We start from the raw sequence: 16,071 nt of genomic DNA on the forward strand, positions 1-16,071 counted from the left end.
AACGCTCTCACCGATAAAACAAAACCTCAAGGGCTAAATACGCTTGAGTTTTTTTATATAAAAAGGATAATTGCTTTAAAAGCTGACAGTTTATAGACTATCTAAAATTTGCACTGGCAAAGACACCACATCAAACGCTAAAGCAAAAGGCAATAATACCAGCTTACCCGCTGTACTAGTGCCGCCGCTTGTAGTTTGTTACATCTATGTACTTTGACCAAAAAAGTCACGGTATAGGGCTTACTTAGCGGATGGTACTTAAATCTTACTATCTACTTTGATAAATCCAAAGTACGCAGTCTGAGCGCGTTGGCAATCACTGATACCGAAGACAGACTCATCGCCGCCGCTGCTATCATAGGACTAAGCAGTAGTCCAAACGCAGGGTAAAGTACGCCTGCGGCAATCGGTACGCCAATGGCGTTGTAGATAAAGGCAAAAAATAGGTTTTGTCTAATATTGCGCATGGTCGAGCGGCTCAGCTTATGGGCTTTAGCAATCCCCATTAAGTCGCCTTTGAGTAAAGTCACCCCAGCGCTTTCCATCGCCACGTCAGTCCCCGTACCCATTGCAATGCCGACATCGGCTTGTGCTAAAGCTGGCGCATCATTGATACCATCGCCTGCCATCGCAACCAATTTACCGCTATCTTGCATCTCTTTGACGATACGATTTTTATCTTCAGGTGAGACATCCGCATGCACCTCATCGATGCCTAATTTATTGGCGACGGCTTGCGCGGTTTTTTGGTTATCACCCGTTAGCATAATGACTTTTAGTCCTGCATCGTGTAGCAGTCCTATAGCGTCCTTGGTGCTGGGCTTGATAGGATCAGCTACGGAGATGATACCAGCGGCCTTGCCGTCTATCGCGACAAACATTACCGTTTCGCCCTCTTTTCTGCGCACGTCAGCCTTGTCTGATAAATCTTGATCATAGCTATTTAGGCTCTTCATGAGCTTTGAGTTACCGATGGCCACGGCTTTACCATTGACGATAGCTTCTACGCCCTCACCGGTGGTTGAATTAAAATTTTGAGCTTTAGGGATAGTCAAGGATTTATCTTGTGCAGCTCTCACAATCGCTTCTGCTAAAGGGTGCTCACTAGCGCTTTCTACTGCGGCAACTAATGCCAAAAACTCATCTTCATCTTGACCTGATAGCGCATCAATGGCCGTCAGCTCAGGACGACCTGCTGTTAGCGTACCTGTCTTATCAACCACGATGGTATCAACTTTCTCCATAGTCTCAAGCGCCTCAGCGTTTTTGATCAATACGCCGTTTTGTGCGCCTTTACCTGTCCCAACCATAATAGACATAGGAGTGGCCAGACCAAGGGCACAAGGGCAAGCAATAATCAGTACTGCAATCGCGTTTACCATAGCGTAGGCCATCGCAGGCTCAGGGCCGAATATGGCCCAAACGATAAAGGTAATAATAGAGATCACAATAACAATAGGCACAAACCAGCCTGCCACTTGGTCAACTAAGCGCTGAATGGGCGCGCGACTACGTTGGGCATCGCTTACCATTTGCACGATTTTGGACAGTACTGAGTCCTCGCCGACATTAACCGCCTCAACCAGTAGCGTACCGGTACCATTTACCGTACCGCCTGTGACGTCGTCGCCTTGCTCTTTGGTCACGGGAATGGGCTCGCCTGTCACCATAGATTCATCAACACTACTACTGCCCTCAACGACCATACCGTCGACAGGAAGCTTCTCGCCGGGTCTCACGCGTAAGTGATCACCCGCGACCACTTCATCTAGTGAAACCTCCACCTCTTCACCTTTGTCGTTAACTCGTCTAGCCGTCGGCGGTGCCAGCTCAAGCAGGGCGCGAATCGCGCCTGAGGTTTGACTTCTGGCTTTGAGCTCTAACACTTGACCGAGCAGAACCAAAGTCGTAATGACTGCGGCCGCTTCATAATAAACGCCAACTTGACCGGATGCCCCTCGAAAGCTATCGGGGAAGATGCCTGGGAAAAAGGTTGCGACAATACTAAACCCAAAAGCTGCGCCGACCCCTAACGAGATTAGGGTAAACATATTAAGGTTGCGGCTCTGAATCGACTGCCAACCGCGCACAAAGAAGGGAGCCGCGCCCCAAACCACGACGGGCGTGGCGAGCACTAACTGAATGATTTGACCCATTTGACCTGAGAGATCTAGCGGCCCGATCTGCTCAAAGTTAAGACCGACCATCTCGCCCATGGCATAAATAAATAGCGGTAAGGTCAGCAGGGTACAGATCCAAAAGCGCCGCGTCATATCATCAAGCTCTTCGGTATCTTCCTCGCCCGCTGTAATGGTCTCAGGCTCAAGCGCCATACCGCATATCGGACAGCCGCTGTTTCTGACGTCTCTAACTTCTGGATGCATAGGGCAGGTATAAATCGTGCCATCATAGCCATCAGGCACTTTGTCGTACCTGCCGCCTTTGACGGATTTTATGTCACCACCGTCAGCACCCGCGCCGTGACAGTGCGCATGGTCGTGCTCATTAGCGTCTGAGTTGATAGCTTCTTTAGCAACTTGGTCTTCAGGTTGCAAGAACATACCACATATCGGACAATCGCTTTTTTCGACATCTCTGACCTCAGGATGCATCGGACAAATATACATCGTACCGTTATAGTTTTCGGGAACTTTATCGTATTTGCTGCCTCTAAGAGACTCTACATCCTTGCTACCCGCATCCACTCCATGACAATGCTCATGGCGCGCATGATTGTTGTCATGGCTATTAGCCTCAGTGACTTCGTTTTCAGGTTTGAGCGTCATGCCACATATCGGACAGCCGCTGTTTCTGACGTCTCTAACTTTAGGATGCATAGGGCAAGTGTAAACCGTACCATGGTAATCTTTTGGTACTTTGTCAAACTTGCCAGCTTCACTCAGTTTTTTGTCCATATTATGAGACATGACGCTGCTCCTTAAACACAGTAAACAACGGTACGTATTAGCACGATTCCTCTTTATTCAAGCTCTTCGATTAATGCTTGCATCTCGCCGATTTCGCGCTTTTGAGCTTTGATGATGTCATCTGCCAACTGACGAACACGCGGGTCATCGATATCGGCGCGTTCACTGGTCAAAATAGCGATAGAATGGTGCGGTATCATCGCCTGCATCCAATCCACCTGATCGACGGTTTGCTGTGAGCGTACGCCCCATAAGCCAAAAGCAAATAGCACGATACTAAGACCATAAATCATCAGATTGACCTTAGTTTTTTTATACATATTACCCATAAAAGCAAGCATGATAACGGCCATCATCGCACCCATATATAGCGCCATATAAGCACGGGTCTCACTAAAATAGACGTGATCCCATTTATAGGTATTAAAGTACATCATGATGTACATGACGATGGTGGAGGTCAGAATCATCAGACCAAATTTGACATAAGGATTCATTTTTTGCTTATGGTTCATATCGTTGTTCATGCGATTACTCCTTTTTTATAGTTATATGGTTAAGCCAATTTAAAATTGATCTTTAGTTGCTTAGTCAAACCATTAATATACTTATTAAATTCAGCTAAATAATAATTTAACAAAAAAGCACCTTTTAAAAGGTGCTTTTTTAGTCGTTAACACGTTAGTAATAGTATCAAGGTTCATACTAACGTTAATCTCAGCACTCTAAATAATGAGATATTTGTGCATTTAGAACTAGGAACCTAGAACCAAAATTTTACCCCTGCGGTGACGCTACTAGTGTCAACACCTTCATTGTTTTGGCGACGTAAGTCTCTTGCATCTGATAATACTGTCTCGTAGCTAAAGCCGACATACGGAGATAGCTGACGACTGAGCATCTCATAAGTGAGCCGAACCTCAGTTCCAAGCTCATTAAAGCCCTTAGTAATGTCATTATCAGTATCATCCTTGCTAAATGCTGTCAGCTCCACCTCAGGTATGACTACCCAATGCTGATCCAAGCGCCACTCATATTCTGCACCAAGATCGAGCTGGACTTGACCATCAGTATAAACATAGGCTCTAGCATCAGTCTCAATAAAGTAAGGCGCAGTGCCGACGATACCCGCCATCAGTGCTGACTTGTCGTTTTCAGTGTTATAAGCGATGCCCGCTTCGCCATTCCAAAAGATACTAAGCGGCTGCCAATAAGCAAGCGAGCTTAGACTATCGATTTCTTTGTTACCTTTGGTCGCTGCACTGCCTTCAGTACGTAATCGGAGACGGCTACTATCATCACCATACCAACCCTCTATCTCAAAGTTGATTTGATCGTCCTCGAACTGATAGCCTAAATCATCTACCGATATACCCCAAGTAGGCAAACTACCCATCATCACAGGCTTGCCAAATTCACCATAACCTACGCCATTGGAGTAATCAGGGCTACGCGCATCAGCTGGTGGCTCCCCGCCTTGCATGCCCGACATATCCATGCTGCTGTGATCCATGCCCGACATATCCATGCTGCTGTGATCCATGCCCGACATGTCCATACTGCTATGGTCCATATCCGACATGTCCATACTGCTGTGATCCATGCTTGACATGTCCATTTCAGCTGCCGCTGCTAAGGGTGACGTTAGCAATACCGCAGATGATAAGCCAATGAATGGCAGACTTTTTTTAATTGTTTTCATAATAAACTCACATTCCACAATTCATTAAACGACAGCGACTTCTCTAAACATGCCGGCTTCCATGTGATAAAGCAGATGGCAATGCCAAGCCCAGCGTCCCGCCTCGCCCGTCACATCAAAGCTCACCTTTTGCGCAGGATGTACTAAGATAGTATGCTTGCGTACTTGAAAGTCGCCATTAGGCGCACGCAAATCACTCCACATACCATGTAGATGCATCGGGTGGCTCATCATGGTGTCATTGACTAAGGTAATACGCACGCGCTCGCCCGGTTTGATATTGACAGGCGGCGCATCCTTAAACATGATGCCGTCGAGTGCCCAAATATAGCGCTCCATGTTGCCTGTTAGATGAATCTCAACCTCGCGAGTGGGTTTGCGCTGCTCGCTCATAATCTCATTGCCGACAGAACGCAGCTGGCTATACGTCAGCACCTCTCTATCGATGTTACGCAGATTAATCCCAGGATCATCAAGATTCATCCGTGGACTATCGACGCGCATGTCGGTCTTAAAATCATACTCGGTCTTGGCATGGTGCGCGTCATAACCCTTGTCGCCCATCGCCCCCATCATATCGGCCATGGTGAGCCACTCAACACCATCCATCTTAGGAATGGCAGCGCGCGCGCCTTTTTTAGTGGCTAAGGTCGCGGTCACATAATCAGTGCGATCGATGTTTTGCGCAAAGATAGTATGGGCGTCTTTAGTTGGCGTGACGATGACATCATAAGTCTCAGCAACGCCAATACGAAAATCATCGACTTCTACTGGCGCGACATCATTACCATCAGTGCCAACGACCTTTATCTTAAGACCCGGTATGCGCACATCAAATATCGTCTGCGCCGAGCCATTGATAAAGCGTAGCTTAACAGGTTGCCCTGCCTTGACCAGCTGCGCCCAATTCGCTGCGGTTGTTTTACCATTAATCAGATAAGTAAAAGTCGTCTCCCCTGACAAATCACTAAAATCAGTCGGCATCATGCGCATCTGATTCCACATTTTGCGCTTATCAAAAGCGGCCTCTATATCAGTAGCTGCGATATCAGAAAGGAGTTTTTTGAAATCTGGTAGATGATAATTATCAAAGTCAGCGCGCTGCTTGAGTAGCTTGAGTAACGTATGCGGATCACGGTGCGTCCAGTCACTGAGCAGTATGACGTGATCTTCTGCCACCGGATAGCGCTCCGCTCCTTTTGGCTCGATGACGATCGCGCCGCGCATACCCGTTTGCTCTTGAAAGCCTGTATGCGAGTGATACCAATAAGTCCCTGATTGCTTAAGTTTGAATTTATAAGTAAACGTGCTGTTGGCGGGTATACCATCAAAGCTGATACCCGGTACGCCGTCCATCTCAAAAGGTACGAGCAGACCATGCCAATGAATAGAGGTCGACTCATTCATCTGGTTATGCACGCGTATCACCACCGTATCGCCTTCTTGCATCTTCAGCGTTGGCGCCGGCAATGAATCATTAATCAGCGTGGCTATACTGGACTTGCCATTGACAATAATAGGTTTTTTGCTGATATATAGATCGAACTCGTTACCTGTGAGGATCGGCACTTGATGATCGGGTCTATCGCTATTAATGACCGCGTTATTTTTCGAGCTGCCCAAAGCACTATTAGCTATCGTTGGCAGGCCTGATAGCATTGACGCCCCCAGTAGCGTTGATGACCCTGTTAAGAAACGCCTGCGATCTAGTCTTTTTTTATTTATCATAATATGACCCAATATATCTTCTGACATGGCTTTTAGTATTTATCTTAAAATCTTAGCTACAACTGCGCTTCAGGTGTATCAATCTGCGCATAAACCGTGCTACTACCGTCTTGATTAATTTGCATAACTTGATAGGGATCAAACCTGTTTTGATACTCCATACCTGGACTACCCATAGGCATGCCAGGCACCGCAAGACCAATCGCCTCGCTTGGCGGATTTTTTAGGAACTGTGCCACGTACTTGGCCGGGACATGACCTTCAAATACATAACCATCACTCGTCACTGTAGTATGGCAGGAGCGCATATTATTAGGTACGCCGTAGCGCTGTTTAAATACCGCTAAGTCGGTGACGTCTTGACCCTCAGCTGTCATACCATGATCCTCAGCATGACCGATCCACTCTTTACAGCAGCCGCAATTGGCATCTTTATAGACTGTTGCTGAGACGTTTTGTAAAATGGTGGATGACGGCTGCAGGTCTGATGCCTTTGTGTTTGACGCTGGGCTTATAGTCTCTACTGGTACTTGTGTGCTCGCCGTCGTTTGCTTATCAGCCGCATCGACATCTGGCTGACTACAAGCCATCAGCCCAACGCTCGCCGTCAATAAAACAACGCCACCCAACCACTTATGGTCTGTATTAAACATCATGCTTTTATCCTTTTTTATCCCACTGTCTTGTATCAGATAATACTGTAGAGCGGGCGGCCTTTTACTAAGTCAACAGCCGTTATAAATACAGCGGCCGCCGATGCCGTTCATAGCCTATATACTAGCGACCCCATTCTGACCGGCAGATGACATGCAGATGACAATCCTGTCATCTTTGCCACCATCGATGTTCATAGCAGACAGAATCCTTTAGTATGGCCTTATGCTATGAACCTGATCTGTGAGGTGGGATGATGAAGGTATTATTGGTAGAAGACGAGATAAAGCTTGGCGAGTATATAAAAAAGGGTCTGAGCGAAGCCGGTTTTATCGTTGAGCATCAAGCGACAGGCCTCGATGGCTATCATGCGATGATGAGCGATACTTTTAATGTCATTATTATGGATGTGATGCTGCCTGACGTTAGTGGCTTTGAATTAGTGAGCAATTATCGCGCTGCCGGCAAGCAGACGCCTGTGCTGTTTTTGACCGCAAAAGATGAATTGCGCGATAAAGTCAAAGGCATCGAGATCGGCGGCGATGATTATCTGACCAAACCTTTTGCCTTTGCCGAGCTGATTGTGCGTATAAAAAGCCTCTTGCGCCGCGCCAATCAAGCAGACTATCAAAATACGGTGCTGCAACTTGCTGATCTCAAGCTAGATATTGCTAAACGCACGGTACACCGCGGCGAGAGAGCGATTAAACTGACTGCTAAAGAGTTTTCTTTATTACAATTTATGCTTGAGCGTCAAGGGGAGGTATTGCCGCGCTCGGTTATCGCCTCCCAAGTCTGGGATATGAACTTTGATAGTGATACCAATGTGATCGATGTGGCGATACGGCGGCTAAGGCTCAAAGTAGATGATGAGTTTGAAACTAAGCTTATTCATACGGTACGCGGTATGGGCTATAAGCTAGAGGACAATGCTGCCAACGCTGACAGTAATGAGAGCCATAAAAGTACTGATTCCCAAACTGACCTGGACTCAAATCTGGTCTCAAAATATAATAGCGTATCATGACGTATAAAGCTGACAATCGCCGCCTGCCTCTGCTATGGCGCACCATCTTCTTATTGACTATCTTTGTGGTGCTATCGCAGATAGTAATTTATATCTGGGTGGGCCACTCAGTGAAAGGTCATTTTGAAGAGATGGACGCTGAGATTATCACTCACGCCGCCTTTAATTGGCGTCAACGTCTAAGCGATTTAAGCGATTTAAGCGATTTAGAGGCGCAAAATCCAGACACTGCTTTAACAGAATTGAGCGATCCATATAAGGTAAACAAAGATAAACATCTACATTCCTCAGCGCTCGATTATGACCTAAAAACCGTCATTACTGATAAGCAAGGACAGCTCTTATCCACCACTCCGAGCAGCTTTGCTCATGAGTTAGGTGATGATTTTAATCTCATAACTTTGTGGCAAAATAACGCGCAGCAGCAGTTTGTCACTCATATAAATGACAGACATTACCGCGCTATCGTCATCGAAAACGAGCAAGCGCTATCGCTTATCGCGCTGCCTATCGATGTTCATCATCAGTACTTGGTGCAGTTTAACCGTCAGCTAAGCCTGATCTTATTTGTCATTACCCTGCTGCTAGTGTCTATTGCCGCGCTGAGCGTCTATTGGGGCTTTGCGCCATTGGCAACGATCGTGCAAAAGATGAAAGGTATCAATCCTGAGCGCTTGGATGAGCGGCTGACGGTCAGCGATATGCCATTAGAGCTGCGTCCGTTGGCTCAGTCGTATAATCTGATGCTGGCAAAGCTTGAGAGTAATTTTGATTCTTTATCGCGCTTCTCGGACAACATCGCCCACGAGCTACGTACGCCACTTGCGACGCTCACCACCCAAACCCAAGTCATGCTAAGTAAACCTAGAAGCCTTGAGGAATATACCGAGCAGCTCCATCATCAGCATGACACCCTCGCGCAATTATCGAGTCTGATTAATAACATGCTGCTGCTTGCCAAAACTCAAAAGGGGCTGAGTGATTCGCAGCGGCAACCTGTCGATAGTGAGGTGCTATTAACTAAGCTTATCGACTACTTCGAGCTCATAGCAGAGGAGCGCGATATCAGTTTTGAAAAAAGTGGCGCGTTTGGCTTGCTATTAGGGGACAACAGCTTACTACAACGACTATTTGCCAACCTGCTCTCCAATGCCATCTATTATGCTGCGAGCAATAGCGTCATCGAGATTCAGTCTGTGACTACATCTAAAATGGCAACTATCACTATCACCAATCAATTGCCTGAGCCGTTAGCGCAAAAGGAGGCGGATAAGCTCTTTGAGCGCTTTCATCGTCATCATACCACTACCAACATGCATGCTGGATCGGGGCTGGGGCTATCTATCGTACAGGCCATCGCCCAAGCCCATGACGGTACTGTCAGCATTCGCATCAGAGATCATGAGTACTTTGCCGTGAGTGTTAAGCTGTATCTGGCGCAAGTATAGTGGAGTCCAAATACATCAGCTATGGATACTTGTCCTTTACCAACAGATCTTCTACCAACAGTTTTTACAGACACAAAAAACCCCAAACAATGTAATGTTTGAGGCGAAACTTGCTTAAACTCGAAAGTCTAAATTCGTTTTAAATATGGCGCAGCGGACGGGACTCGAACCCGCGACCCCCGGCGTGACAGGCCGGTATTCTAACCAACTGAACTACCGCTGCTTAGGTCGTCTTAGCATCTTGCCTTTATAAAAGGCCCACTTGCTAATAAGTGGTGGGTGATGACGGATTCGAACCGCCGACATTCTGCGTGTAAGGCAGACGCTCTACCAACTGAGCTAATCACCCTGAGCGAGGATATAACGAAGCACTGCTTCGTCCGAGCGCAAGAGAATTTACATTTTCGTAAATTCTAAAAGCTATACATCCAAACTAGGTATTGCTGAAAATTCCTTAAAGGGAAAATTCTAGAAACCTTAACCCAAAACTGAGTTTAAGATTTCTTATATCCAGCTAATCAAGACTGTCACCTCTTAATTAACCTCTCACAACTCAGAACCAATAAAGCCCCTTGCTGTGGGTGTGTATTATATAGATTTGGTGATGCCTGTCAAACAGTTTTCACCATTTTTAGTAAATTTTTTTGCTTTTTATAGTGACTTACTAGCAAGCAGCTGTTTTTATTAGCTTTATATTCAAAAAATATTTAGATAATTTGTTTCCTGCTTACTAGCTACCTCGTCTTAGTAATAGAAATTTATTTAGCAGCGGCCAGCGCTTTTTCAATATCAGCTTTAAGAGCCTCAGGCTTAGTGGTTGGTGCATAACGCTCAAGCACTTGCCCATCGCTACCTATCAAAAACTTAGTAAAGTTCCATTTGATACCATCAGTGAGCAGGCCACCTTTTTGCTCTTTAAGCCACTTAAAAATTGGATGGGCATCACTACCATTGACATCGACTTTGGCCATCATCGGGAAGCTGACGCCGTAGTTTTTTTGACAAAAAGCGCCGATCTCTTCGTTACTGCCGGGGTCTTGCCCGCCAAACTGATTACACGGAAAGCCAATGATGGTTAATTTTCGGTCTTTATACTGCTCATTTAGGACTTCAAGCCCCTCAAACTGAGGGGTAAAACCACATTTGCTCGCGGTATTAACCACTAGCAGCACTTGCCCCTCAAAGTCAGCAAAAGACTGCTCTGTGCCATCTATACGCTCAGCCGTAAAATCATAAATCGTACTCATTATTCATCCTTAATTAAATTGTCTTTTATTACGCTTCACCTATTTATAAAAAAAACTACTGATAAAAAATAAGGGAGCCTTATTAGCTCCCCTACTATATCTTAAAGCCTGCGTGATAAGTAGCTCATACTGAATACCGCTTAATCTTCCGCTTTATCCAAATCAATAGACACCGAGTTGATGCAATAGCGCATACCCGTGGTCTCACGCGGCCCGTCAGGGAACACATGGCCTAAATGCGCGTCACAATTACTACAAGTCACTTCAGTACGGCGCATACCTAAAGAGTCGTCAACGTGCTCGTCGATAGCAGCACTATCGATACTTTGATCGAAACTTGGCCAACCGCAGCCAGCATCGAACTTGCTCTCTGAATCAAACAATTTGGCACCGCAAGCTTTACAGCGATAGATGCCTTTATCATTGACGTCATTATAGACGCCAGTGAAAGGACGTTCGGTGCCCTTCTCGCGGATGACATGATACTCATCAGCACTTAAACGCTGTTTCCAGTCGTCTTCGGTTAACTGAGCGATCTCTTCTTTGGTAAGTTGGCTGTCTTGCATAGTCATTCCTTATTCTTGGTCTCTAGATTAAAAGTCGCTTGATTAAAAGTCGCTTGATTAAAATTTTGAGTCTTCAAAACTTTCTGCCCTATAAGATATGATGTTTATCACTCATTATTCAATGTATGGCTAGCCGCGATTACTAAAATCACACGTTAAAATTCGCCTATATTTTTGTAAGTATACAAACTACTTTTGCTTTGATTGATACTTACAACGAATCTTAAGTATTTGATATTAATTAATTTTATAAATCACAGCTCTTTAAGCTTACGTAAGGAAGTAGAATCAAATCATAAATTGCAAGAATAACTTGCATAAACTTAGTATAGGCGACTTGCATTATTATTTTTAATGCAATAATATCTTGCATTAAGGTATTTTATAAAGTGTTAACAAGCTGAGGTCAAAACCATTATGAGTAAAATCCAAGCTGACTCCGTTCAAGACCAGCGCTTAGCACAAGCTGAGAGACTGGTACAACTTCGCCGTGACAAAGGTCTGACCGCTGAGCAATTAGCACAGGCGATGACCAAAGCGGGCGCTAAAGTCAGTCGCGGCGCTATCTCTAACTGGGAGCGCGGTATTAACGGTATTGTCTCATCCAAGCTGCCTACGCTTGCCCATATCTTAGGCTGCACAGAAGGGTATTTGCTTCGCGGTGATAGTGTTCATAAGACTTCTAGCAACAACAATACTATCCGCCAAAGTTCGAGTAAATCAGCGGCTACACCTCTACCTACTTCCTCAGCAGACACCAACCAAGACCCTAAATCCTCAAGCACTTATCTTAACAACACGGCTGATACTACTGTATATCAAGTCAAGGATGGTACTACTATGACCGAGCTCAAAAAATCTGAAAAACTACAAAACGTTTGCTATGACATTCGTGGCCCTTTATTAAAAACGGCTAATAAAATGGAAGCCGAAGGTCAACGCATTCTCAAACTCAACGTCGGTAACCCTGCCCCCTTTGGCTTAGAAGCGCCGCATGAGATCCTGCGTGATGTGGCAATGAATCTGCCAGAAGCGACAGGGTACTCAGACTCGCAGGGGATATTTTCGGCGCGTAAAGCGGTGTTGCAGTATTATCAGTCAAAAGGTTTGCTATCGGCAGTCGATGTACGTGATGTCTATCTAGGCAATGGGGTCTCAGAGCTGATTGTGATGACGATGCAGGCGCTGATGAATGATGGCGACGAGGTCCTCATCCCAATGCCTGACTATCCGCTATGGACAGCAGCAACTAACCTCTCAGGCGGTACTGCAGTACACTATCGCTGTAATGAAGATGACAACTGGCAGCCTGATATCGAAGATATTAAGTCCAAAATCACCAGCAAAACCAAAGGCATCGTCGTTATCAACCCGAATAACCCAACGGGGGCGCTATACTCTGATGAGAACTTAAAACAGATAATCGAAGTGGCTAAAGAGCATAATTTAATTATTATGGCGGATGAGATTTATGATCGAGTCTTATACGATGATGTCGAGCATAAGCCTATGAGCACGCTTACTGATGAGGTGTTAGTCCTATCTTATAATGGCTTGTCAAAATCGCACCGTATCGCAGGTTTTCGCGCCGGCTGGATGATGGTGTCTGGTAAAAAACAGCATGCCACCGACTTTATCGAAGGCTTAGATATGCTCGCCTCTATGCGTCTGTGTTCAAACGTACAAGGACAGTATGCCATTCAAACAGCGATGGGCGGCTATCAAAGCATGAAAGAGCTGACCTCAGAGAAGGGTCGTTTATTTAAGCAGCGCGAAATGGCTATATCGCGTCTCAATGCAATACCTGGTATCTCTTGCACTATGCCGCAAGGGGCGTTTTATTGCTTCCCTAAGATGGACCCTGAGATCTATCCTATCAAAGACGATATGGAGTTTATGATGGATCTGTTGATTGATGAAAAGGTGCTGATGGTACAAGGTACTGGTTTTAATTGGGATACGCCTGATCATTTTCGCTTAGTATTCTTACCTAATCTACATGATTTGGAGAACGCTATGGATCGCCTAGATCGCTTCTTTGCCAAAAAACGCCAGCAGTTCGGTACAGACCAGCAGTTCGGTACAGACCAGCAGTTCGGTACAGACCAGCAGTTTGATCCAGACAAGACAGATAATCAAGCGGCTGGCAATCAAGCTCTTGAGGTTTAAGTGAGTGACAAGAGCACTATATTAAACCCCAGCCACACTTTGTAATAGTAAAAAAGCTTATCGATGATAACCGATAAGCTTTTTTGGTTTTTTATAGTTAGGGCGTGTTGAACATTCACAAATGCGCACTGCTGATCGCTAAAATAGTTCTAGTCTAAGTGAAAATTGCAGATAATGCTTATTGCATTGGATAGATTTTCACAACGACTAGGGCGATTTTAGCATCAGCCCTCACGACAACAACAGGGACAGTACTATTTTTTGCCGCTTTATTGATAAAAATAGACGCTTAGAACGACTAAACTTACCATTTTTATCTGCAAATCGCCTAAAAAATAGTCTCTGTCAGTGCCATGGTCGAATGTTCAACACGCCCTAGTATTTTACTAACTAAAAATTTGATTCAGTACTAAGAAGCTAATAGCCGACAGCGTGGCGGCGACGGGTAGAGTGATAACCCACGCCAGTCCAATAGGCTTCATAAGCGCCCAATTGGTGTTTCTATTGACGATACCGATACCTAACACTGCGCCGACTAAAGTATGCGTACTCGATACGGGCAGTCCCAAAGTGGAGGCGACCATGACCACACCTGCTGCGGCAAGCTCAGCTGAAAAACCAGAAGCCGGATGCATTTTGGCAAGGTTAGTACCGACCGTTTGAATGACTTCTTTACCGATGAACCAAAGACCGACAATGAGCGCAACCCCAAAGGTGAGCATTACAGGCGATGGCACTGCCGCTTCTGAGGAGATCGCATTGGTACGAATCACATCCATAATCGCGGCAAAAGGACCCACGGCGTTAGCGATATCGTTGGAGCCATGACTAAAGGCAAAGGCTGAAGCAGTAAAGACCTGCATCCAGCTGAACATAATAAAGGTTGCTTTGGTCAGATCTTCTTTGTGCTTACCGCGAATGGTTTTGGTATAAATAAAGGTCGCAAGCCATACTAACGCCCCTATCATTCCCATGATTAAGAGGCCCTGCAGGGTGGTCATATTACTATTGACGTTTTTGAGACCCTTAAACACTACCAGCGAGGTCATGACAACACCGCCCATAGCTGCTAGCAGAGGTACCCACTTCTTTAAGGCTTTTAGAGTATCTACACTTTCGCGCTCACGCTCCACGATATATAGTTTTTGATAATAATCGGTCTCTAAATCTTCGACATCACAATCATCATCCTTGTATATCTCTTGGTCACGCAGCATCGCTGAGGTATAAGACAGCTGCTCCGACTCAGTCATCGCATCAAAGCGCTCTTTGTGCTCTTTTTTGATGGCCTTTTTGTCGGCTTTTAGCTCTGCAACTTGCGCTTCGGCTTTATCATTATAGTCAATAACATTGCGCTTAATATGACCATATAAAATATAAGCCAATACCCCGCCCAATAAAGGCGATAACACCCAAGAAATAGCGATCGTACCGATAGTGATCCAATTGACTGTGGATAGCGCCATATCGGTACCGCCCAAAGTGATACCTAAGACAATCGAGCTACCCACTACCCCGCCGATAATGGAGTGCGTGGTGGAAACCGGTAGACCTTTTTTGGTGGCGAATAATAACCAAAACGCGGCGGCAATCAAGGCGGAAAGCATGACATAGATGAACTGATTAGGACTCACCGACAAGCCATCTAAATCAACAATGCCTTTACGAATAGTATTGGTGACGCTGCCCCCTGCTAGCACCGCCCCTGACACCTCAAATATCGCGGCCACCCCCAAAGCTTGCGGAATGGTCAAGGTACCTGCACCTACTGAGGTGCCAAAAGAGTTGGCGACGTCGTTACCACCGATATTGAATGCCATAAAGACACCAAAGGCAGTAGCAACGATAAACAACGTCGTTTGCTGACGCATCGTGTAGTCGAGACCCCACCATAAAAAGTAGCTGGTCATCGCAGTCAGTACAATAGCAAAAAATAAATTGATTCTCATAGAACCAACCGGCTTAGTTGATGCTGCAGAGTTGCTGCTAATACCCATAAAATGAGACGCCTTGAGTAAGATTAAAGAGACTTGCTAGTAATAATGATGTCACAATACACACTGATATATAGTCAATCAATATTAAAAGTGGTACAAGGCAGACGAGTGCAAGTACTACAGTAGTAGGCTAAACGAGTCTAACGCTGTAACACTTTAATAGTGGTTCGACTATAATGCTCAGTTGCGTGGTTGCGGCTTAACTTCATCGTGCTTGAATCTGGATAGAGCTACTCTATTGAATGTATAGCAATCCTTCTAAACTTGCCTGCCACAGGCTATAGACATACAATTAAGCCGCAAGTAACAGTCCGAATCAATTGATTAAGGCAGCTCGCGGCTTAGGTCACTAGCGGTTATCTACATCATAAATAGCCGCTGACAAGTTTATTAGAATGGAACCATTAGAATTAGAACAAATCATTAAAATGCGACAATGAAATACCAAATAATAAATATAAAAGCAATAAGCATCGACGCACTAAAACACTGAAATACTGTATTTAGGACTGATCCTAGAAATTAAAGAATCATCAGCCCTTATTTGTGCGCCCATTGTATTAAAAATTTAGCATTTATGCACATTGAAATTGCCAAAATTGTAAC

10 protein-coding genes, 2 tRNA genes and 1 pseudogene are annotated in these 16,071 nt (G+C 45.3%); 3 read left to right on the forward strand and 10 right to left on the reverse strand.

The features are described 5' to 3' along the window. Window positions 1–272 precede the first annotated feature (272 nt). From JMY03_RS03235 to JMY03_RS03255, 5 genes are all read right to left on the reverse strand, one after another. The gene (locus JMY03_RS03235; protein ID WP_227675467.1) at window positions 273–2,927 is read right to left on the reverse strand and encodes a copper-transporting P-type ATPase; all 2,655 of its coding nucleotides are present in this window, start codon (window positions 2,925–2,927) and stop codon (window positions 273–275) included. Window positions 2,928–2,980: 53 nt separating this feature from the next. Then, on the reverse strand, window positions 2,981–3,454 hold the full coding sequence (locus JMY03_RS03240) for a DUF305 domain-containing protein (RefSeq protein ID WP_201557647.1): 474 nt from the start codon (window positions 3,452–3,454) through the stop codon (window positions 2,981–2,983). 236 nt (window positions 3,455–3,690) lie between these two features. Continuing rightward, a complete protein-coding gene (locus JMY03_RS03245; RefSeq protein ID WP_201601000.1) occupies window positions 3,691–4,629 on the reverse strand; it encodes a copper resistance protein B in 939 nt (312 codons plus the stop codon). A gap of 24 nt (window positions 4,630–4,653) precedes the next feature. Beyond that, the gene (locus JMY03_RS03250; RefSeq protein ID WP_201601002.1) at window positions 4,654–6,357 is read right to left on the reverse strand and encodes a copper resistance system multicopper oxidase; all 1,704 of its coding nucleotides are present in this window, start codon (window positions 6,355–6,357) and stop codon (window positions 4,654–4,656) included. Window positions 6,358–6,413: 56 nt separating this feature from the next. Next, window positions 6,414–7,010 (reverse strand): DUF411 domain-containing protein, encoded by a 597-nt coding sequence (locus JMY03_RS03255; protein ID WP_390879996.1) that lies wholly within the window; start codon window positions 7,008–7,010, stop codon window positions 6,414–6,416. A gap of 257 nt (window positions 7,011–7,267) precedes the next feature. On the opposite strand from JMY03_RS03255, the gene JMY03_RS03260 reads away from it, so the two are divergent. Together JMY03_RS03260 and JMY03_RS03265 are read left to right on the forward strand one after the other, a co-directional pair. After that, on the forward strand, window positions 7,268–8,038 hold the full coding sequence (locus JMY03_RS03260; protein ID WP_201602110.1) for a heavy metal response regulator transcription factor: 771 nt from the start codon (window positions 7,268–7,270) through the stop codon (window positions 8,036–8,038). Beyond that, window positions 8,035–9,486: a heavy metal sensor histidine kinase gene (locus tag JMY03_RS03265; protein WP_201601013.1), complete on the forward strand. Its 1,452-nt coding sequence runs from the start codon at window positions 8,035–8,037 to the stop codon at window positions 9,484–9,486. The genes JMY03_RS03260 and JMY03_RS03265 overlap by 4 nt, the downstream gene beginning before the upstream one ends. A 146-nt stretch (window positions 9,487–9,632) precedes the next feature. On the opposite strand, the gene JMY03_RS03270 is transcribed toward JMY03_RS03265, so the two are convergent. From JMY03_RS03270 to msrB, 4 genes are all read right to left on the reverse strand, one after another. Then, window positions 9,633–9,709 (reverse strand) — tRNA-Asp (locus tag JMY03_RS03270). Window positions 9,710–9,759: 50 nt separating this feature from the next. Beyond that, window positions 9,760–9,835: transfer RNA gene (locus JMY03_RS03275), tRNA-Val, on the reverse strand. Between the two features lie 409 nt (window positions 9,836–10,244). Next, on the reverse strand, window positions 10,245–10,733 hold the full coding sequence (locus tag JMY03_RS03280) for a glutathione peroxidase (protein ID WP_201601016.1): 489 nt from the start codon (window positions 10,731–10,733) through the stop codon (window positions 10,245–10,247). Window positions 10,734–10,873: 140 nt separating this feature from the next. Next, window positions 10,874–11,299 (reverse strand): peptide-methionine (R)-S-oxide reductase MsrB, encoded by a 426-nt coding sequence (msrB, locus tag JMY03_RS03285; protein WP_201601019.1) that lies wholly within the window; start codon window positions 11,297–11,299, stop codon window positions 10,874–10,876. A 417-nt stretch (window positions 11,300–11,716) separates the two neighbouring features. Here msrB and JMY03_RS03290 point away from each other — a divergent pair. Next, window positions 11,717–13,369 (forward strand): annotated as a pseudogene (locus tag JMY03_RS03290) (aminotransferase class I/II-fold pyridoxal phosphate-dependent enzyme); the annotation flags it as partial. Window positions 13,370–13,854: 485 nt separating this feature from the next. Here the strand turns inward: JMY03_RS03290 and JMY03_RS03295 are convergent. Then, window positions 13,855–15,465 carry an inorganic phosphate transporter gene (locus JMY03_RS03295; protein ID WP_201601025.1) on the reverse strand — a complete coding sequence of 537 codons (1,611 nt, stop codon included), beginning with the start codon at window positions 15,463–15,465 and terminating at the stop codon, window positions 13,855–13,857. Window positions 15,466–16,071: the final 606 nt, after the last annotated feature.

The organism is Psychrobacter submarinus (assembly GCF_904846685.1).
Classification (GTDB): Bacteria; Pseudomonadota; Gammaproteobacteria; order Pseudomonadales; family Moraxellaceae; genus Psychrobacter; species Psychrobacter submarinus.